The sequence below is a fragment of the Dapis brunnea BLCC-M229 genome (genome assembly GCF_050015995.1).
GTDB lineage: Bacteria > Cyanobacteriota > Cyanobacteriia > Cyanobacteriales > Microcoleaceae > Trichodesmium.
This window is the reverse complement of the sequence record NZ_JBNHEP010000195.1, coordinates 1-21,913: the sequence shown is the minus strand read 5'-3', so window position 1 is coordinate 21,913 and position 21,913 is coordinate 1. Positions and strand designations below refer to the sequence as shown.

Genomic DNA, 21,913 nt, shown 5'->3' with positions numbered 1-21,913 from the left:
ATCAAAAACAGGCGATCGCTAAAAATAGACAGTCAAAAATTGGGAAAGCTTTTAAAGACTTAATTGATGAGGGATTTCGTCATTATAGTCAATGGCAACAAAATCAAGAGCGTGATGTTTATGGTCACTGGGCTGTTAAATTTAAACATAGGGTAGAGTTAACCCTCAAACAATGGAGCAACAAAGCAGGTTATGAGGCCGGAAAATTGTTACACAGTCTCAAGCTCAAAGCCGATCAATGGTGGTATTTTCTATCTCACCCAGAGATACCACCTGATAATAATCTAGCAGAACGTTCATTACGCTTGGCAATCACCAAAAGAAAGGTAAGTGGTGGCTCCAGAAGCATGGAAAGATTTCAACACACAGCTAATTTACTGAGTGTGGTCCAAACCTGTCGTCGTCAGGGACGTTCAGTGATTGATTTCTTTGAGGAGTCTTTAAAGGCGATCTCTCCATCCTCTGAGTTATCAGCTATTTCTCTAATTCCTACATCTGATACCTGAATCATTCAATAGCGTTGGCGGAGCAAGTGCGGCAGCTATATCGCTTTGACCTGAATCCTGACGCTCTGTTGATGGTGGTTTGGAGAAACTTTTGCTGTCTAAATCTCTACTAATTCTTAATTTCTCAATTTCTCGCATTCTGTTTTTCGATCGCTTTTTGTGGAGCCCATAGCATCCTCACCAGTTCTTTCTTTGACATACTGGTTAAGGTTTTCCAGACTTAGGGGTGGTACTGACTCACTCATGTCCTTAGTTTAGCCTAGTTTGATGTTTTGTCAACCTGTACCAGATTTCCTGAAGTTATAGACCAAGACCTGTTAAGCGTTGGCGGAGCAAGTGCGGCAGCTATATCGCTCTCACCTGAATCCTTACGGGAAAATTAGTTGCTCTATTGACGGACCGAAGGCTCTTTCCATTAATGGATAATGGATAATGGATAATGGATAATGGATAATGGATAATTACCTCTGGTTAAAACTGTAACGGAATTGAATATCAGGAAATATCCTAGCACTTTTCTCGCATTGGTGATTGGATCTGGCTAGGTTTCCTCAGCATCCCATCCTAGGTCATGCTGCCTCTTGCCTCCTTCGGAGGAGCTGCGCTAACAGAGGAGCTGCCTCTTGCAGAGGAGCTGCCTCTTACAGAGGAGCTGCCTCTTACAGAGGAGCTTCGCTAACGCTAACGCTAACGCTTTTCATGTCGGCGACAGCCGAAACATTAACGCAAACAACCGCTTTTTCCCCTTGAAAGGAAAGGCTTTTAACCTGAATTTAATTAATAATTATTAATTATTAATTATTAATTATTCGGTAACCCTGTGTTTTTTGAAAAATGGTAAAAAAAAAATTGTTGCCAGAATTAAAAACAGGACAAGCTCGTAATATTAGACAATGCAAGTTGTAACATACCCCTAAAATTAGAGAATTAATAGAATTAGTGGATTGTGAAATTGAATATTGACCACCATATTCTCCTGACTTAAATAAAATAGAACATTATTGGTTTCCCATTCAAAACCGAGTCAGAAAGTCAGAAGGAACAATAGAAAATTTTCGTATAGTTGATTATGCTGTTAAGTTAACCTCCTAACCTTTGCTTCAACTGCTAAATTTGATCAAAATATCTCTCCAAAAAATAATGTAGAGACCTTATATAAAAGGTCTCTACAAAGGTTTCAGAAATTACAATTCCCAAACGACTCCTTTGATGTCGTGCAGCAAAACATTTCTTATATCATGTTCGGATAATTACTTATAATTCGGATAATTACTTATAACCTACATTCCGCACGACAAAATGTAGCATGAAAAACGGAGACAGAAGACAGGAGACAGGAAACAGGAGGCAATTAAAGTGGTCAATAGGAGTAAGTAATTGAGTATTTATGCTTAATATTTTCCTGAGAATCTGACTCCTGAGAAAGGTCAATGAATAGGATTTATAGAGTATAAATACGAACCCGCGCTACCATTTTTTATACTACTTTTAATATTACAACTTGACGTGCGGAATATGGGTTATAATAAAGCGGAATATGGGTTATAATAAAGTTGTTGTTTGTAGTTGTGCAAGAACCCTTACAATACTTAGTATTAGGGATCTTGCACAACTACGAGCCTAATTATAACTGTTCTACCGAACATGATATTAGAGGTCACGGGATTTCTTGGCTAGCTTAAGTTAAAATGATTTAAGCTTCAGCTAAAGCAACATTAGCTTCTTGAGCTACAGGATAAACGCTAACTTTTTTCCGACTTTTACCTTTTCTTTCAAAAGTTACGACACCTTCAACTAAAGCAAATAAAGTATAGTCACTACCGACACCAACATTATTGCCTGCATGGAACTTACTACCACGTTGTCTGACAAGAATATTACCTGCTTTAACAACTTGACCACCATAACGTTTAACACCTAATCTCTGGGCGTTAGAGTCACGACCGTTGCGGGTACTACCAGTACCTTTTTTATGGGCCATAATTTCCTCCGAATTTTACTATTTATAAATGACTGCTGTAACTATTCTGCCTAATTTTCTGGTTTTTCTTCAGATGCAGTTTCAACTTCTGCTGTAGTCTCTGGAATTTGAGCGTCGATAGTTTCTACAGTTTCTACAGGACTACTAACTTCTGTAGGTTCCGTTGTAGTTTCAGTAACGGTCTCAGTTGATACTGGGATTACTTCTGTAGCAGAAGTTTGAGGTTCCGCTGTCAATAATTTGCCATTAAGACTTATCGAGTCAATCATTAGGCGGGTAAGTTCTTGGCGATGTCCTCTTTTTTTACGAGTCTTCTTTTTAGGCCGCATTTTGTAGACAATAATCTTTTTGCCCCGCAAATGTCTCATAACGGTGCCTTCTACAAGGGCACCTTCTACATGGGGTTGACCAATATGAACATCACCATCATGTTGAACTAGAAGCACATTCTCAAGGGAAATTTGATCTCCCTCTGCTGCGGGTAGAAGGTCGATATCGTAAAAGCGACCTGGTTCTACTCTTAGTTGTTTTCCGCCTGTTTCAATAATTGCGTAACTCATTAATTTGTGTTATGGGGTTGCCGTACAGGTAGCTGGTTCTGAAACTCATACCTTGAGTGGTAATTTCGTTACTTGAGATAGGCAAATGCCTTTCTTGCTTTACCAGCTTTTACTATGTCTGAACCTGGTCCGAGCAGGATTTAGACACACAATTAACTATTATTTCTGATAACGTTGGTTTTTGTCAAGTCAAGTCATATCATGTCTGTTTAATTAGGTATAAAAAAAATTGCCTGATTACGATTATTCACCAAATATTTCTAATATCCTTTAATCTAAGAAAGTTTTCTTTGAATTCAAGTTGTTGTTTTTCATCTCCTTTTTAATGTTTGGGCCTTGGTTTCTGCCAGGAATATCTGAGCTTTTTTAAATAATCCCACCCCCTTTGATTCCAAAGTCTGTCTACTCCTGTTTCTTTTTCAATGCAACGAGCTACTTTTGGGCATTTCCAAATACCTACTATTAGAAAATTTTTCTCTTAAATTTAACGCTAGTTTTTGTAGTTGTTGTTCATTTAATATAGGTTTTTTCCTCTTTTATTACCTCTGTTAAAACCAGCTCGATTTTTGATTCCCTTTTCGCCTTCAGTATTGTAACTAATTACTCTTCGTCTGGCATAGCTATAGCTCTACGCGCAACTCAAAAGTCAAAAGTTAAAAGTTAAAAGTTAAAAGTAATCTCTGACTGAGTTTGAGCATTTATAAATATCCTAATCTATTTGCGTAGTTCTGTATAATATCATGTCCGGATGAACAGTGATAAATAATTAGGGAGGAGTCAGGAGTCAGGAGTCAGGAGTCAGGAGGAAGAAAGAAGGTTTGGGAAGAAAAATTTTTTTATCATTAATGAAGCGGACATGATATAATTTAATCCTACGGCGATTTGCTCCGCAACACTAGTACGTTTTATATCGCGCAGCGAAAGGTATTGTTAAAAATATTGCACCCTAGAGATATTTCCCAGAAGACATCTCCAGAAAAGAGGGAACAGGGAACACTTAACTGGGAACACTTAACCCACCCCTAACCCCTCCCAGGAGGGGAGTAATTGATAATTTATGGATAATAATTGATTTTATTTTGGATTTTTACGCCTATGTCTATAGTAATTTTCATCGTCTTGATTCCACAGAGGCTTGACTTTTGAGATACTTCTTTTTCAGTTGATAACTACTCAAATAGGAAGCTAAATAGGCTTTTTTCGGCATAGAGTTTTTTCAGGTTACTTTGAGTTTATGATAAAGCTCCTACTAAAACCGGATTTAGTATCACTCTGTCATGGTTTGGAGACCAAGAAGGTAGGGAATCTAGATTTATGAGTTAGGAATTATGGTTAATTTGTCGGACATGATATTAGGAATTTGGCGTGGCTGAAACACGGTATGAAATTCCTAAATTTATAATGTGATTTTCAGACCTATTTCCCCTCTAACTGGTGCTGAAAAAGCTCCTTTCTAGCTCCTGACTCGATCCTTCTGACTCCTGACTTCTACTCATGAGTCCTGTAAAATTATACTTTTATTCAGCAACGCTAGGAATTTGTAGTAAATATTGACCAAATTGGTATTAGATCAAATTAGTTATTCAGCCTTCCAAATTATGCATTAACAACATCTCCAACGATTTTACCTTCAAGTATACTAACTGCACCCTCTAATAACTTATCTTCTATATATGGTTTAGTGAAATAACCCTTGGCGCCTAACTCAAAAGCCATTTCCATGTGTTTTTTTGCACCGCGAGATGTCAACATTGCCACAGGTAATATCTTCAAATTAGAATCTTTTTGCATCCGAGATAATAACTCAAAACCATCCATCCGAGGCATTTCAATATCACAGAACACCAAATCACAAGGTAAACCAGCACGCAGTTTTTCCCAAGCATCCTTACCATCCCTTGCTTGTTCAACTCGATAACCAGCTTTACTAAATGTCATTGATAACAACTCACGCACTGTAATTGAGTCATCCACAATTAATACCGTTGACTCACTCTTGTGATCTGTAGGTAAAGATAAAGTATCTTGACTGCTAGGTGACCAAATATTACCTTCATCTCGGCGCTGTCTTCCTGTTGCTAGATTAATTAACTCAATAACATCTGCGATCGCCACAATTTTACCATCCCCTAAAACAGTTGCACCTGTAATACCTACAGGTTTAGGTACAGGACCTTCTAATTGTTTAATTACAATTTCCTGTTGTTCTAAAACCTGATCGACTTGCACCGCCAAAAATATACCTACTGAAGCAGAACGCAAAACCACAATTGAAATCATATCCTCTTCAGCATTTATACCATAAACATTACCTCGGCGGAGATGACGATTATATACCAGTAACTCTCGCAAGTGACGGAAAGGCAACTTTGCACCGCGCCATTCTATGTAGTTCTGCCCATCTTCTCCTGTTTTTACCTCATTCTGAGCAACTTTCACCATATCTTCTACCCCATCCATAGGGAAAGCAATCCTGGAGCGATCGCTAATACAACACAATGCTTTCGAGATACTTAAAGTCAGTGGTAAGCGAATTGTAAATATTGTACCCTTGCCAATAGTCGAATCAATAGTAATAGTACCTCGAATCTCTGTCAAATTAGTCTTCACCACATCTAACCCTACTCCGCGACCTGAAAAATTATCAGCTTTATCTTTGGTACTAAAACCAGGATGAAAGAGTAAGTCATAAACATCCAGGTCAGACATTCCTTGAGCTTGTTTTTGAGTAATCACACCTTTTTTGACCGCTTTATTCTTCACTTTTTCCGGATCAATTCCCGCCCCATCATCTGCAACCGAAATAACCGTCTGATTCCCTTGGTGAAAAGCACGAATTGTGATCCTACCCTTGGGAGACTTACCTGCACTTAGACGTTCTTGGGGTGTTTCAACCCCATGAGTTATAGCATTATTCATTAAATGTTTCATCGGGTCAGAAAGCTTATCCTGAATCATTTTGTCAATCAAAGTTTCTTTCCCTTCTACCTGTAGTTCTACCTCCTTACCACACTCCATAGAAATGTCTCGTACAGCACGAGGTAACAGTTGTACCGTTTGAGAAAAAGGTATCATCCTCGACCTTGTAAACCCTTCTTGTAGTTGAGTTGTCACCTGTCGTAGTTGACGAGTTACTTGTTCTGCATCATCAACCAAAAATTCTATATCAGAGGCAGACTCTCGTACTCTGACAATATATTCAATAGTTTCCTGAGCTAATAAGTGGAAAGGAGTGAAGTTTTCTACCCGATCGAGATCGAGAGAGTCATCAAACTTTCTTTTTCCAGTATTACTTTCATTTTCTGTATCTGGTATATGAGAGGTATTGCTAGACCGATGTCCATGACGACTGTCCCAAATTGCTCTTTCTAAAAGAGTTTTTTCGTATAAGTCGTGCATTCTTTGTCCAGCATCACTGAGTAGCATTACCTGATGGAGTAGGTTATCTAGAAACTGACGCATTCGTTCCTGACCTTGTTCTAAACTATTACGATTAACTACCAGTTCACCTACCAAGTTACTAAGATTATCTAGTTGCTTTGCAGGTACTTTAATTGTTTGTTCTAAAGGGCGAGATTTTCGGCGAGGAGTATTAGCAGTAGAAACTACTTTTGATTTATTTGATTTAGAGGTATCTATATCAGAATTTTGTGAGGATTTATCTTCCCTATCTAATGTATCTTCTACTTCTTCTGACTTGTTCGTTATACTTGCGGATACTTCCTGTGTAGGACTTTTGTCTGCAACTACTGTATTTGCTGTAGATGTCGAGTTGATTTCTATACCATTTAATAGTTTTTCTAGTTGTACAAAAACATTGTAATTTTCAGATTTTTCAGCTTTGAGTATTGCTTCTAAAGCAATAAATTCATAATCTTCTATTTTTGTTTGGTTATTAACTATTAATTGTTTACTTTGTTGTGTCTCTACAAAAGTTTTTTCAGTTACTATATCTAGCAACTTATCTAAATCTACTGTTTCATCTGTACTTTGATTAATTCCATTGTGATCTTTTGGCTCTTCTAATGTAGGCCATAGGTCTTGTAAATCTGCCGAAGTTTCATTATTTTCTTGAGTCTTGTCATTACTTCCAACTGTATTTTCTGGTGATAGGTTAGTAAAGTCTAGATTTTGATCGTCTAATAAACTATTCAAATCATTATTATCGTTTTGTGTAAAATCTTGCCAGTCTAACTGCTCCACATTGATTAAATTTTGTGAGTCTGAAGAGTCTACATCTTGTTGATCGAATAATTCCTCCAGACTAGATGTCAAATCTTCTGATTCTACTGGTATTTCTTCTAAATCTTCAAAAAGTGCTTCTAACTCCGATCCTGTAGAAGTTAAATCATTTGTAGTGTTTGTGTTGAGCTGAGATTTTTCTGCTTTTGTCTCACTTTGTATCTCTTGCTCTACATCTTGAATTGCTAATAAATCACTCAAGTCTAATTCATCCAAGTGGGATTTTTCCACTTTATTCTGGGGAGTAGAGTTGATTTTGCCTTCAGAAGTATTTGCTTCTAAATCAATGTCTAACTGCCAGTCAATTTCTGACTCATTCACATCCTCTAATTCTGATAAGTCTCCATTATTTAAGTCACCAAAGAGATCGGATAAATCCGCTGTGGGTTTTCTTTGATTACTTTTGTCTTGTTGTGAATTAGTATTTTGTATTTTATAATTACTATTTTTATGTAGTTCATTTTCTCCGATTTCATCAAATAAATCCGAGAATTCCTCATCGGCTGGATTCACAAAATCCCATTCATTTTTGTTAGGGAAATTTGGTAATCTTGCCACTTCATTAACATCAAACAATAAGTCAGATAAGTCACCTGAATCATCACTATTAATTTTAGATATTTTTAGTTTATCTGCTTCTAATTTTCCTCTATCTAGTATTTCTTCTTCTTCCCAACTAGAATCTAAATCTGGTGTTTCTCCTTCAAATAAATCCGCTAAACTATTTAGTTCTGATGCTCCTACTTCTGGACCTTTTTTTTCTTTCTCTACCATTAAGTTATAATTATTATTATCTACATCTGTACTTTCTAAGCTATTGAACCAGTCGTCTATGGACTCTTCATTATTAATTATTGTGTTATTTTGTCTATCGAATTCCTGGTTGAGATTATTTTTATTTAGTTGATTTTTTGTTTGATTTAACATATCTAGTTCACCTATTTTTATATGATGTTTATTGTCTTTTTCAACATCCTTTGCTAAGGATTTTAAATTTTCGTCTATTACTATTTCTTGCTCTCGATGGTCGATAATCAATTCTTGAGCTTGTTTCAAATTTTTAATTATATTATGAGCCAAGATATAGTATGTATTTTCCGTATTACTGACCGCTTTTTTAACTACATCTATTAATTCCCTCCAATTTGATGATACATTATATTCTTTGCCTTTGTCTGCTAAAAAATCACTTACCTCTCTCAAATTCTTTCTTGTATTTGCATCATCATGTTGCTTAAACAAAATTAACATTTCTTGCATTTTTTCTGGTACTTCTACCCTAAAAAAATTTTCTTTTCCACTACTTACTTCGGGAATTTTTCCTGAAAATATGCCTCGACTTTCTCCTACTATATCATCCAGGTATTCTTCTAAATCCATAAATATCGGTTCTATTGTTTCTAGTGTAATTTTTTCTTCTTTTTCTGTCAAACCGAAATTTGAAAGTTGTTCTAATAAATCTTGTAAAATATCAAAAATACTCAAAAATAAAGATTCTAATTTCTCATCTACTTTAACAACTACAGTTTCTTGCAAAATTTTAAAACTATTTTCTAATCTATAAGCGATGTATCGTATACTATTAATTCCTAACATAGCGGCTCCACCTTTAACAGAATGAGCTGCTCTAAATAATTCACTTAACAGTTCTGGATCTTCTATAATGACTTCTAAATTTAATAATCCTTGCTCTATCGTATTGAGGTGATCTTTTGCCTCCCCAATAAAATAGCCCATGATTTTTTGTGTTTGTTCAGTTTGCATATTTTTTATAGTTCTAAAGTCAACAGAATTTTTTTTGACTATTGATTATGGTTGGCATAACTATGAAAAAATCTGCTGATAATTTCCTAACAATTTCTACTTTATTACTCTGCTGGATCTACCCGGAAACGCTCTACTGAAGTTAACAAATCGCGAGCAACACCCACTAAATTCTGGAGGGAACTATAAACTCGTTGAGATTCTTGAGAAGTTTCTTGAGCAGTCATTTCTACTGCCTGCATTACTTTCGATACTGATTGGGCTACTTCATTTTGTTCTACTGTATCTGCAGCAATAGAACGTACTAATACATCAATTCTTGTTGTAACTTGAACAATATCTTCTAGAGATTGCTTTGCCTCTTCTGCCAAAGCTGTTCCTTTAATAACGTGCTGAGTTGCTTCTTCCATTCCAGTCATTACTCCTCCTGTCTCAGTTTGGATTTGCATAACTGTATGTTCTATATTCTTAGATTCTTTAGCCGATCTATCCGCCAACTGTCGGACTTCATCTGCCACCACTGCAAATCCTTTACCTGCTTCTCCTGCTCTAGCTGCCTCAATACTAGCATTTAATGCCAACAAGTTTGTGCGAGAAGCAATAGCAGAAATTGAACCTACAATCTTGGAGATTTCCTGGGTAAATTCTGATAAACGTTTCACTCTTCGAGTTGCATCTGCTACACCTTCTCTGATTTGGAGAATACCAGCTACAGTACGGTCTACTGTTTCCCCTCCTTTTAATGCTAAAGCTGCTGCTGAACGAGCTACATCTTCTGTTTCGCGGGCGTTTTCAGCCACCCGTTGAATAGCATCAGTCATCACTTGCACAGACTGCAGAGTCGCCGCCAACTCTTCTGCTTGTCGCAAAGCGTCTGTAGATAAACCTTGAGCAAAGGTAGCACTATCCATAGAACCCCTACTTACCCTTTGAGCAGCTTCTTTAACCTGATGAACAATTTCCCGCAAATTTTGAATAATCAAGTTAAACGAATCTGCGACTGCTCCTAAAACATTTGCTGTAACTTCAGCACTCACGGTCAAATCTCCACGAGCTGCTCCTTCTACATCATCTAATAAGCGAATTACTTGCCGTTGTAAATCTTCTTTTGCCTGTTCATTTTCTTCTGCTTTTCTTTGAGCATCCGTGTAAGTTGCTTGGATTACTTTAGCCATATGATTAAATTTGGCAGCAAGCTTACCAAATTCATCTTCTGAATACACTGTTGCTATAGCTTTTAAGTTACCATCACAAATTACATCGAATTGAGTATTTAAATCTTTGTTTGCTCTTTCTATTTGGTTTGTAGTGATTTTGCCAAGACTATAAGCAGTTAAAAAGCTGCTTACTCCTGCTATACCTGTCATTATCCAACCAGTGCTACGCAAATCAGAAATTACTTCTGTTTTTTGCTCTTGCAAAGCTCTGTAAGAGACTATATTACTGACAAAAGCTACTGCTATTAAAGATACTAACCCTGTTCCTATCGCTGTATATAGTTGTTTTGTATATAGGGAAGCATTTTCCCAAAACGCTAACCCACCTTGTTCAACCATTACATTTGTGTCTACTTCTTCCCCTTTAATTTTGCTAAATGTTGGGAGTTGATGATCTATTGGTATAGCTTCTTCACTATCAATCGCACTAGGATCGGTTCTACTATCAAACAACGCTCCTGTTGTGGCTCCGACAACCATTCCTGTATCCATTGTTTCTAAGTTTGATGCTACTGCCCCCATCTCAGGAGTAGTCATATCAGTTGGCATTTCTATTCCATCAGTCAGGGAACCATAGTCCTCAAAATTACCAAATTCATCATCTTCTAGAAAACCATTGGCTTTTTTATCTATATTTTCTTCTTCATCCAGATGGAAAGCTTGGCTGAATTCTGCTTCATCAAATTCATTCATCTCAAAACTATCCAGTTCTTCCACTACTCTTTTACCTGCATCTTCTCTTTTCTCCCATTCATTATATAATTCATCTCCTATTTCACCTAATTCATTTTCTGCTTCTTCCCACTTGAAGCTATTGTTACTTTCCATCAACAAAGTAGCTTCATCTACATCAGAAAAATTACGGTTAAGATTTTCATTTTCTGTTGCTTGCCCTTTGGCTAGATTAGGTCTACTATTTTCTATTATATTATTTGCTCCACCAGTAATCATTTCCCCAGAACTCTCTAGGATTTCATCTATTACGTTCTCAAAGTCCTCATTTAGTGATTCTAAGTCTAACTCTTCTTTTTGATAATCTTGGTCTATATTTTGAGTGGTTTTATTATTTGTTATGTCTTCATATTCTAATGTTTGATTTTCAGATATTTCTTCTTCTTTTAATAATTCTTCTTGTTGTTTTTTCCAGATTTCATCCAGGTCTGCAGTTAAACTAAAATCAGATATTTCTTCTATAGTTTCACTATTTTTACCATTTAAAACTGCATCATCTGGCGATTTTTGCTTTGTTCCATTTAGGGATATTTTACCATTTTCTCTTGGCAACTGATTTGTTATTTCTTGGTAATCTGTAGTCAAATTATCTTCAAATTGCGTCAACTCTGGCAAATCTTCTAAATATCCTGAATCTTCATCTTTATGGTTATGGGAACTACCATTCGTTGTGAAAGGATTATTATCTTGATCTATTAATTCTAAATCATCTATATCTTCTAGCTCTAATTTCCCAAAATCAAAATTTCCTGCGGAGTTTTCTGCTGTTAATTCTAGACTATTTTCATTGAGGATTAGTTCTGGGTCTGTTATATTTTCCAGGTCTTTTGCATCTAATTCCAGACTATTTTCATTGAGGATTAGTTCTGGGTCTGTTATATTTTCTAGGTCTTTTGTATCTAATTCCAGACTATTTTCATTGAGGATTAGTTCTGGGTCTGTTATATTTTCTAGGTCTTTTATATCTAATTCCAGACTATTTTTGTCTGCGATCGCTTCCGAATAATTAGAAACTTCCTCTTCTATAGACTGTTCATTCTGATACTCATCAAAGTTAATATCTTCCAGCATTTCTTCAGACTCACTAAAAGTAGCTGAATAATCTGTAATAAATTGCTCGCTATCGCTCATACCTTGTTGAGCATAATTCAGCAGTTCTGGATCATCACTTAAGTCTAAGACTAACTGATATTGTTCTCTGGCTACATCATACTGATGAAGTCCATAACAATATATATGACCACAGAGCAGACGAGAACTAGGGTCTTCTGGATAATCCTGAATTAAGTTATAAACTAAAGCTGCGGCTTCTTCGTAGTTGCCTTGACTATAGGCATCTTCTACCTTTTGATAATCTTGCAAAAAGTCTGTGCTGGATGATGTCATTTGCTGTCCCTCTCTCAAGATAATAATATTTATTTTTAGTTTTTTGATTTTATCATTGACGGAATTTAGGAATTGGGAATCAGCCTCACTCAGAAGTATTATATATAAACTAACTGAGTCAAATAATTATGTTGACTTATCAACTGTACGGACGTTGCATAACAAAAATGCGTTTCATGTCGCACAGCGAAACGTCCCTTTTAGGCTGCCCATCGAGCCGAGCGAATAATTGCTTCTTGATCCAGTAACCTGAGAACCTGCTCTCCCTTATCATCAAAAATCCACTCTCCTCGTAAGAAGGGAGCCATACCATCTGCAACATCTGTGGACATTTTCAGCTTCTTTTCATCAAGCCACTGCATTCCCACAATCCGTTCAACTGCTAGTCCTAATATAGTGTCTTGATCTTCTACTGCAATTATTTTAATCTCAGGTTGATCGGTATTTACTGGGATTGGGTCTCCAAGGAATTGAGCTAGATCGGCTACCCAAATCACTCGTCCCCTTACATTTATTGTGCCTAAAAGTAAGGGTGAGACATTGGGAATAGCTGTAATACCTTCTGGAGATTTATAAATCACTTCTCGAATATCTGTTGCTAGTAAAGCAAATTCATTACCCGAAGGTAAATAAAATCGCAAATGTTGTTCACCTTCAGGATTGTCTAATTCTTGGATTCCTGCACCTTGGCCTGGTAAAAACTCTTCATTGCCTACCATAGATTCTTAAACTTACCGTCTTAACAATTGTTTAACTGTTCCTACCAGTTCTGTGGGCTGGAATGGTTTAGCAATGTAGGCATCTGCGCCTTGCTTTAAGCCCCAGTAACGGTCAAATTCCTCTCCCTTTGAAGAACACATTACTACTGGAATATTCTTGGTTTTGGGATCGGATTTGATCCTCCTACAGACTTCATAGCCATTCATTCTTGGCATCACAATATCTAATACCACTATATCGGGTTTAGTATTTTTTAGTCGCCCCAAAGCTTCTACTCCATCATTAGCAACAGTAACTGCTAATCCACTATTTTTAAGAAGTTGTGATATCATTTCTCTTTGGGTAACGCTATCTTCTACAACTAGAACTTTGCTCATTTTTTTATACCTGATAGCTTGGGTTTAAATTTATTGATAGTTAAAATATAGGTATTGATTAAAATTTCCTATGTTTGGTTTTTGGCCTATATCAATTAATTTAGATCAACTGATAGATATTTGTTTGATTAAATATACTGGCTAGTAACTCTCTTTTATGATAGCAATATTAATCCTTTTAGGTACTTTTATATACTTACTAGCTCAGTGTTTAGCTGTAGGCATGACCTAACTAGCTAAGACTTAAACATAATAGCTATGTATAAAATCACACATTTATTTCTCATATACTTTTAATTGTTACTTTAATTTGACAAATATGGTGATTAGTTTAGTCAGTATCCTCAATATAATTTGCCCAGAAACTTTGTCTATAAGTTTCTCCAATTTTAAACATTTAAGATTTATGGCCCACTTGCCCAGATTTAGCTGGTAGCCAATAGTCTTTCAAATAATATTATATTTTCTCTTGACCAAAAATCATTCGGCAGTTTGAAAGCCCCTTAGCAATAGCAACACAGATTAGTATTATTATTTTTTGATTTTAGGGGTATAGATAAAGTCTGTTGACATTTTGAAATATTTTTATTGACCGAAAAATTTGGATTCAAGCCTTGCCCTGAAGCAGACGACTTTCTAATATATTGATAGCGATCTAAATTCTCTCCTCAGTTGGGAGTCGAGTCACCAACGACAATGGTATGAAACCAAGCCTGAAGCAGCCATAGAGAAAGAGTTCAGGTCAATGGTCTATCAATCAATACTGGAGACAAAATTCAATAATTAATAATTAACAAAAGAATTTTATAAAGCTCCTGTTTGATCGGGTGGGGTTGAAATTAGAAAAACTTTACATTAACAGGACTTACGCAGTACCGCTATATATGGTGGATTATTTGGTCATTATTCCAGATATAACTACTACAATTAGTTTCGTTGTGTAAGTCCCGATCAAATGTCCTTTTGAATAAACAGAGAAGAGCAATAATAAGAAATGGTATTTAAACTATTCATTCTGACTCACTCCTCCTCAAAAACACCCTAAATATTTGTAGCAAAAATTTATTAAATTGGTATTACAGCCCTTTTCATAATTAGTAACCACAAAATCCTTTGGGAGTTGGGAGTCAGAAAACGCTTTGGGGTTGTTTTGCCCACTGTCGTTTATCTAGGATGAAAACTGTTATGATATCTGCTTCGATCAACACTATCTTAATTTTCTGGATTTTTTGATAATATTCTCTCAACTTGAGAGTTTATTACTAATCCTGGTCCAATATACTTTTCCAGCAACATTAGTAATTCACTTTCTCCGAAAGGCTTAGTCAAGTAGTGTGTGGCTCCAACTATTCTGGCCTTAACCCGATCGATAAATCCTTCTATCCCAGTAAGCATAATAATAGGTGTCTGGCGAAATGCTGTAGAGTTACGCAACATTGCACAAATCTCATACCCATCTAGTTCAGGCATAGCAATGTCACATAAAATTAAATCTGGTTTAATTTGAAATACTTCGCCTAATGCTTTGAGAGGATCGCTGAGAATACTGGCCTCATAACCATTTTCATTGAGAATTGACTTAACTTTTTCCCTAATAATTAAATCATCATCAATACATACTACTTTCGGAATTTTTGTTTCTCGTTGCAATGACTTTGGTTTTTTGACCATAGTTGTTTTTGAACATTGGTCAAGCAATTGCACTATCCCTTTTTGCACAAAAGGATAAATGGCCTTAGCTACTGTCAACACATCTCTGTTTAGATATCTAGCTATTTGCTGCATTGATGTCTGGCCATCTGACCAATGACTTAAAATATTATATATGTTTGGCCTTAATGCTTTTTTTAATTGGACTGGATCGGAAATTACTGGACACTGTTCAGCAGAATGAATGTAAGGAGAAAATTGGTTCCATTCTTGTATCTGCTGGATAATTTTGGCCAATAATGAGCTGACTTTTAAGGTTGTTAGCTGAGGTGTTAGTGCTGGGCCAAGCTCAAATATAAATGCTCCTCGACGGAGACTTAGCAAATCAAATAGAGTTTCACGAACCATATTATGGATAATGCTGCGTCCCTGAGCTGGTGTGAGAATACCCTTTTCCAGCAAAGCCCATAAATATCCATACTCAGGTGCATTGACAGACGCAACAGAAGGAACTTTAATTGTCTCGAGATATCGATCTGCTTTGTAGCGACGTAAGTAGTCTCTCAAACGGGATAAACTACCTGCACTTGGGGTAGCGTAGATAATCTGACCACTCAGAAAAAATACAAACCAAGATGGTTCTGCGGGAAAGTGCTGTCGGGGTTCAGCAATATTACTGCCAACTGATGAGCTGTAGGCCTTAACAAACAATTCACCAGTTCGCTGACCTAAGTCTATAAGTTGCAGGATGCTGCGGATATCAATTTCACTTAAATTTCCCTGCATGCAGCTTGTAAAATAAATCTTTTAGATGATAAATGTAGATATAGAGGGAAGATTCACATCCCTTATCGTTTTGTGAACAATAACCAAGTATTTTAATAACTTGTAATATGCTTTGAGAGAATTAATTTCATTTTGGGCACAATTACCGAGATTATATTCTGAGTTTACCATCTATGGCTTCAGAATAGAGTGTTTAAATATCATAAGGTATTTCTACATTAGTTAGGATAATTATATCATAACTATAAAGTAGATTGAGGAAAAATACTATGGGATTGTTGTAGTTTATTTGACTTACAATGCCAAGAAATATTTTTTCTTATTGGACATTAAATTTTTTGCTCCTGCTTCACTTCTATAGTAGATATCTCTGAAAATATTAAAGCTTCTACTATCACTACTTTTTCTATCTCTATGTAGGTATCCTAGGCTGCCCCAATCCACTAACAAAAAGTTAGTTACCTACAGTTTTATCAGTATTATTAGAGATGCTTAGTCTTGGGATTGGGGAATTACCTAAGAATAGTATTTATTTTCGATAATTTACGAGGGGTCATACCAATTCTCAAAAACTTTGCTATAGTTGGAATTTGTATTTATAAATACCTATAGTATTTCCCATGGTTGTGAGGTACGCGCATTCCTTGGTTTTAGGGAGTAGGGAATAGGGAGTAGGGAGTAGTAATTTGGGAAGCAGGGAATAAGAAAATAAGACAAACAACTGCACCTCACTAACTTGAGCAACGCTATATATATTAAGTATTTAATACTATAGCAATCCTAAATCATTCGTGAACAGTAATTTGCTTGAAACTCACATACAGCAAGAATATTTCTGGAGAAATTTTACAAATCAGATAGGATTGCTATATTTGTTATTTTGATAGTTATTTTGGCACTCTCCAAGTGTAGCATTACTTTTTATAAATGGTATAAATACTTGTTTTTATAGCAATAAAGTAAATGCTTCTCTTCTTAATTTCATTATTCCACAAATAGTCAAGATTATTAACTTAAACTTATAGAAATTTTATCTGAATCTTTATTTGCGTATTTGCACATTATTTTTGACAACTATAAATTAAATATTCAAGATTATTTTTTTCAGAGGCTAATTGTTCTGATTCTTCAATATAGGTTGAATTAAGACCAAATATTTGTTTATTGTCAAGTTTGATTGGGGTGAAAAAATTTGATGTGACTTTTTAAACTCTGGTTTATATGTTTGTATATCAACAATATCTTTACCTATAAAGTGACACAATTAAGTAGATCGAGCTAAAAAAAAGACGTTACATATTTAGCCATAAAACGCCTCAAGCCACTGATATAAGTGATTTTTCACTAATTGACAATTTGACGATCAATAAAGCACAAAATTTACCACCCTCTACTTACAGCCTATTCTATGTAAATGTGGTACAGTGATTATAGTAGATTTGCAAAAGCAAAAATGAAACCTTAATTCGATACTTCAAAAACTTGTATTAAAGGTACTGCTACTGTACTTCATCAACTCTGGAATGCGGTTTAATTGCCCCCCTCTTTTATGATTTATCTTCTTACTTACCTGAGTAATATTGTTTTGTTCTTAAAGTAGATAGATGGGATTGCTATCCTATCAGAATGCTCCGGAAAACCCTGATTTTATTCCTTTACTTACTGACAAGCTAGAGATTACTCACATCCTCGAAATTCAAAATCCTTGCTCGACTTGGTGTAACATTAGATGCGTACCCTAGTTAATTAAAAAACTGAATACTTATAATTTAATAACTCTAACTAAATAAGGAATAAAACACTCTAATTGAAACATTTATAACTATTGCCTAAGTTCCCTATAAGTCAAAAAAAGGTAACTTGGTACTGGTTAAATATAGTATGTTGGTTAAAATAAGAAAAGCATAGTTTAATAAATTTACCTGTTTGTAAAATTCATCCTAGAAGCAAAGTTAAATAATTTTCTCATTCCTGATATTTCAGATGAGTATAGTAATTGTTGCTGCTTTCGGTGGTAACATAATAAGTTATGAAAATAAATCTTTTAGTATAGATACTTCAAGAGGATAACAGTGTGCTGTATTTAGCAGAAGTACAAAGAAGGCCAACAGGTTTTGGTGGTCTGGGTGGTGGTAGAACTGATTTGAAGTTGCTAGCTTGTCAGCGCGGCGAACATAATTGGGCTGCTGTACCTGGTGAAGAAGTTATTCCGGCTGATGAAGCTAAGGAATTTTCTCCTGGTGCATTGGTGCTAGTAGATTTGAATAATAACAAGCAGGTGCAGCAAATTCAAGATGCTGCACGTCAGTTAGTCAAAATTCTCCAAAATTTCTCTCGCTCCCAAGAGAAGTCTAAGACACAATGGGAAGAAATTGAGCAATGGAAAGCATCTCTTACTTTTCAAGCCCAAGAACTGAATCGCCGAGAAATGGAATTACAGGCTAAGGAGGAGCAACTTGAAGAGCTGCAAGCTGAAATTGATAAGTTGGAGGAGCAACGTCAGGAAATTAGTCAAGCCCAAGAAGAATCTCAGCAACTCCAGGAACAGATAGGGCAAAACCGAGCAGAACTAGAAGCAGCGCGTTTAGAATTACAAAGGAAACAAGAGGAGTTTGAGCAACATAAGGGAGAATTAGCTCAAGGTGCAGTTTTAGATGAGGAGCAATCTCAATATATTCAAGATTTATTGATTTGGTTGACTGAAGCCGTAACTCCGACAAATTTTTTGGGACAAAAGTTAAGTCAATCCTTAGAAATAGTTAATACTCAACAGGAAACTCTAGAGCAACATAGACAACAGTCGGAGAATACAACAAATACAACCTCTAATACACAGCAGGAAGAGATCGAGAGTTTGGCTAATCATGTCCAAAACCAATGGATAGAATGGCGACAAGATCGGGAATCCTTGGCCCAGAGTAGCGCGGAATTGAGAGTTCAACAAACTTTACTGGTAAGTAAGCAAGAGTATAGTCAAGTATTGAATGCACAAATTGGCACACAGACACAACTTTATGAGCAACTGACTAATCTAGTCACAGCATTGGATAATGATGGTACTACTCATAAAGTAGATGTTGAAGCTTTGGAAAAAATGTCTCTTCATGAGTTAGAAGAACTGGTACAAAGTTTGCAACAAGATTTGCAAAGAGATATGAGTTTTGTTAAAGACCAGGAAGAGGAGTTGGCATTACAACAGCAAGAAATGGATGCTTTACAAAGAAGAATTGACAAAGCTAGTGAATATGACAGAATTAACTTGGACTCAGAACTTTCAGATGAGAAAGACCGCTACAGAATGTTAAATGAATCTTTAGTGGGTTCTCAAAGAAATCTTAAGGAGAGACAAGATATATTAAGTCAGCATCAAGCGGTTCTTTGGCGTCGGTTGGGTAATTCTTCCGATCAAGAAGAGTCGAATCAGATAGACCTGAAGCCTATAGTATTACAAGTTTCGACTCACAGACAACAATTGACCGAAGAGTTACAAAAGTTAGAAGCTGAAATTCAACAAATACAAGCCGAAATTAGTCAAAAAGAAGAAATGGTTAATGGCCAAACTCAGCAACTAGCAGTTAAAAGAAATGAAATTGAGCAGTTAGAGTTGAGTTTAAGGGAAAAGCAGAGGGCAAATATAGAGGGTGGAAGTGGGATTATTTATCAAGAAGTAATTCTACCTCTGGAAGGTTATTTAGAACAATTGAGACAGCAACTTGAAGAAGTAGCAAGTGGAGTAAATCAAGTACAAGGTATAGGTGAACAGGTGGCTCAGTTAGGGCAAGTTCTCCAAAGTATTCTTGTGCAACCTGAATAAGATTAACTTAGGAGTAGTAATTTTTTATATAGTCATTCTGAATAAGACTGGAGCACTTTTTGAACTGAAACTCTTTCAAGGCAAGAAAACCTTGTCTCAATCTTAACTGGAAAACTATACTAAATTCAAGAAAGAGGGAGTAGGGAGTAGGGAGTAGGAACAACCCTTGCTCTTTATTTAATTTTTCTGTATGGTAAGATTAAGGTTTTGCTTAACTACAAAAAAAGGGTGGTGGTGCATAGTAATGGTAAAAAAAGCACCGGGAGTTTCGGGGGATAGGGGTATGGGGAGATGGGGAGTGTGGGAGAAATTAAAAAACATATATCCTCACCATTACCATTCAGGACTACCCAAAAAAAGTTAATGTAGCAGTATTTTTGGAAACTGTTATTATATCAAAATAATCCAGGGATGTTGAACTTTGGCGATCGCTCCTCCAGGAAAGGGGTCTGTTTGAGAACGGTTGGGAGCATTGATTAGAGTTGTTAGTTTTTCAATATGACTGAAGTTAGGACGTTCGGGTAAAACTTTGTGTAGGATATGTCTCATTACTCTACGTTGTAATGCTAGAGGAACTTCACGCAATACTAAACGATTAATGATATATCTGACTCGTTGATACTCAAATTGAGACATATTGAGATTATCTATATCTATTCTTTTGACTTTCTTTAATAACTTTTCTGTTTCATTTTCAAAATACTCGACTTCAGCACTGAGTATTTCTGCTGTTTGTGCTAATGCTAATTCAGCTTGAGGGTTAAACTGGCGTAGGATAGGAAATAATTCCAGGCGAATACGGTTTCGAGCATAACGTAAATCTTGGTTTGTAGAATCTTCCCAAATTCGGATTTTTTGCTCTTGACAAAAGTTACCTGTTTGGGTACGAGTAATTTCTAATAGAGGACGTACCAGTAAGGGGAAGAAATTTTCTGCCAGGGGACGTTGCCAGGTTAGGGCTTGGAGTCCATCAGTGCCACTACCACGAATTAGATTATACAGGAGAGTTTCTGCGCGATCGCTGGCTGTATGGCCAGTTACAATGTATTGAAAATTAGATTTATTAGCAATTTTACTTAGGGTTTGATAACGCCATTTTCTGGCTTCTGCTTCACTTTTATAGACTTTATTTGCTGTTTGTATATAACATGGAAGTTGCCAATTTGTGGCTAATTCTTTTACATAATTAGCATTAGCTTCTGAGTCGGATCGCCATTTATGGTCACAATGAGCAACTGCTAAATACCAATTCCATTTTGATTGTAAGTCTAATAGTAATTTAGTTAGACATAGTGAGTCTTGACCGCCGGATACTGCGATTAATATTCTTTGATTTTCTGGTAATAATTTTCTTTGACGTAATGTTTGATGTATTTGGTTATGGAGTTGTGTCCAATTTTGATTGGGAGATTGATTCATTAGACATAATTTATTTGATTTGAAAGGATAATATTAAATCTGGTATAGCAATCCTATTTCAATTGTAATATTTTTGTGGTAATTAGAAGTCAGGAGTCATAATTTTCAAGGTTTTTCGTCAATCTTAACTATTATAAAAATTCTCACAAATCATAATTTTCAAGGTTTTTCATCAATCTTAACTATTATAAAAATTCTCACAAATCATTCAGGATTGCTATAGTATCGTTATCAAAAAGTAGAGTCAGCGGGTTTGTATTAAATACGCCACTATACTAATATCTACTTCCTATAAACCAGGTGGATTACGGGACTCTAAAACAAGACGATTTGATATAAGTTGGATAGTTTTTATTATCGTAATTAATATTATTTCTAGTAGAAAATTAGTAAAAATTCAGCTATTATCAACTCTCAGTTTTTTTGATGAATTAGATTTGTTGAAGAAGTGTTATATTAACTGAATAGCTACTTATTTATGCTATAAATTATATCAAATTCGGTAGTATTTGTATAAATTAAGTAGAGAAACCTGGTTTGTGTTAAATACCCTACCATACTAATATCACGTACCCCTTCCGGGGGAGCTACGAATTGCGGATAATTACTTATAATTTTTTGTTTGTAGTTGGGCTTTAGCCCTGACAATAGTTAGTATTAGAGCTATTGCCCAACTATGAGCCTAATTATAACTATTCTACCAAAAATGAATGATATAAGTAGTTGTGCTTTTAGGAATTTCCTAGTTGAGAGAGGGAA

At 35.8% G+C, this 21,913-nt stretch carries 11 protein-coding genes and 2 pseudogenes; 3 read left to right on the top strand and 10 right to left on the bottom strand.

Annotation, left to right across the window (positions count from 1 at the left end; translation table 11 throughout):
- A partial coding sequence (locus ACP6PM_RS21825) for an IS66 family transposase (RefSeq protein ID WP_426588336.1) occupies nucleotides 1-506 on the top strand: 506 nt, incomplete at its 5' end.
- Nucleotides 507-622: 116 nt separating this feature from the next.
- Here ACP6PM_RS21825 and ACP6PM_RS21820 read toward each other — a convergent pair.
- Complete coding sequence (locus ACP6PM_RS21820) at nucleotides 623-751, bottom strand: hypothetical protein (protein ID WP_426588334.1); 129 nt, start codon at nucleotides 749-751, stop codon at nucleotides 623-625.
- Nucleotides 752-1,320: 569 nt separating this feature from the next.
- Here ACP6PM_RS21820 and ACP6PM_RS21815 point away from each other — a divergent pair.
- Nucleotides 1,321-1,598 (top strand): annotated as a pseudogene (locus ACP6PM_RS21815) (transposase); the annotation flags it as partial.
- Nucleotides 1,599-2,199: 601 nt separating this feature from the next.
- Here the strand turns inward: ACP6PM_RS21815 and rpmA are convergent.
- From rpmA to ACP6PM_RS21775, 8 genes and pseudogenes are all read right to left on the bottom strand, one after another.
- Nucleotides 2,200-2,487 carry a 50S ribosomal protein L27 gene (gene rpmA / locus ACP6PM_RS21810; RefSeq protein ID WP_426588332.1) on the bottom strand — a complete coding sequence of 96 codons (288 nt, stop codon included), beginning with the start codon at nucleotides 2,485-2,487 and terminating at the stop codon, nucleotides 2,200-2,202.
- A gap of 173 nt (nucleotides 2,488-2,660) precedes the next feature.
- Nucleotides 2,661-3,047 (bottom strand): annotated as a pseudogene (gene rplU, locus ACP6PM_RS21805) (50S ribosomal protein L21); the annotation flags it as partial.
- A 322-nt stretch (nucleotides 3,048-3,369) separates the two neighbouring features.
- A complete protein-coding gene (locus ACP6PM_RS21800; RefSeq protein WP_426588386.1) occupies nucleotides 3,370-3,501 on the bottom strand; it encodes a winged helix-turn-helix domain-containing protein in 132 nt (43 codons plus the stop codon).
- A 1,142-nt stretch (nucleotides 3,502-4,643) separates the two neighbouring features.
- Entirely contained in the window at nucleotides 4,644-9,053 is a 4,410-nt protein-coding gene (locus ACP6PM_RS21795; RefSeq protein ID WP_426588330.1) for a response regulator, read from the bottom strand.
- 104 nt (nucleotides 9,054-9,157) lie between these two features.
- Nucleotides 9,158-12,388, bottom strand: a complete 3,231-nt coding sequence (locus ACP6PM_RS21790) for a methyl-accepting chemotaxis protein (RefSeq protein WP_426588328.1) — start codon at nucleotides 12,386-12,388, stop codon at nucleotides 9,158-9,160.
- A 200-nt stretch (nucleotides 12,389-12,588) separates the two neighbouring features.
- Nucleotides 12,589-13,107 carry a chemotaxis protein CheW gene (locus ACP6PM_RS21785; RefSeq protein ID WP_293098318.1) on the bottom strand — a complete coding sequence of 173 codons (519 nt, stop codon included), beginning with the start codon at nucleotides 13,105-13,107 and terminating at the stop codon, nucleotides 12,589-12,591.
- A gap of 12 nt (nucleotides 13,108-13,119) precedes the next feature.
- On the bottom strand, nucleotides 13,120-13,485 hold the full coding sequence (locus ACP6PM_RS21780) for a response regulator transcription factor (protein ID WP_124143464.1): 366 nt from the start codon (nucleotides 13,483-13,485) through the stop codon (nucleotides 13,120-13,122).
- Nucleotides 13,486-14,697: 1,212 nt separating this feature from the next.
- Nucleotides 14,698-15,921, bottom strand: coding sequence for a response regulator (locus tag ACP6PM_RS21775; RefSeq protein WP_426588326.1), 1,224 nt, complete (start codon nucleotides 15,919-15,921; stop codon nucleotides 14,698-14,700).
- Between the two features lie 2,074 nt (nucleotides 15,922-17,995).
- On the opposite strand from ACP6PM_RS21775, the gene hmpF reads away from it, so the two are divergent.
- On the top strand, nucleotides 17,996-19,735 hold the full coding sequence (gene hmpF, locus ACP6PM_RS21770; RefSeq protein ID WP_426588324.1) for a pilus motility taxis protein HmpF: 1,740 nt from the start codon (nucleotides 17,996-17,998) through the stop codon (nucleotides 19,733-19,735).
- Nucleotides 19,736-20,125: 390 nt separating this feature from the next.
- Here hmpF and tilS read toward each other — a convergent pair whose 3' ends face one another.
- Nucleotides 20,126-21,154 (bottom strand): tRNA lysidine(34) synthetase TilS, encoded by a 1,029-nt coding sequence (tilS, locus tag ACP6PM_RS21765; RefSeq protein ID WP_426588322.1) that lies wholly within the window; start codon nucleotides 21,152-21,154, stop codon nucleotides 20,126-20,128.
- Nucleotides 21,155-21,913 lie beyond the last annotated feature (759 nt).

Coding starts and splice junctions, on each gene's coding strand:
- ACP6PM_RS21820 (WP_426588334.1), bottom strand. CDS start 751: ATGAGTGAGTCAGTACCACCCCTAAGTCTGGAAAACCTTAACCAGTAT.
- rpmA (WP_426588332.1), bottom strand. CDS start 2,487: ATGGCCCATAAAAAAGGTACTGGTAGTACCCGCAACGGTCGTGACTCT.
- ACP6PM_RS21795 (WP_426588330.1), bottom strand. CDS start 9,053: ATGCAAACTGAACAAACACAAAAAATCATGGGCTATTTTATTGGGGAG.
- ACP6PM_RS21790 (WP_426588328.1), bottom strand. CDS start 12,388: ATGACATCATCCAGCACAGACTTTTTGCAAGATTATCAAAAGGTAGAA.
- ACP6PM_RS21785 (WP_293098318.1), bottom strand. CDS start 13,107: ATGGTAGGCAATGAAGAGTTTTTACCAGGCCAAGGTGCAGGAATCCAA.
- ACP6PM_RS21780 (WP_124143464.1), bottom strand. CDS start 13,485: ATGAGCAAAGTTCTAGTTGTAGAAGATAGCGTTACCCAAAGAGAAATG.
- ACP6PM_RS21775 (WP_426588326.1), bottom strand. CDS start 15,921: ATGCAGGGAAATTTAAGTGAAATTGATATCCGCAGCATCCTGCAACTT.
- tilS (WP_426588322.1), bottom strand. CDS start 21,154: ATGAATCAATCTCCCAATCAAAATTGGACACAACTCCATAACCAAATA.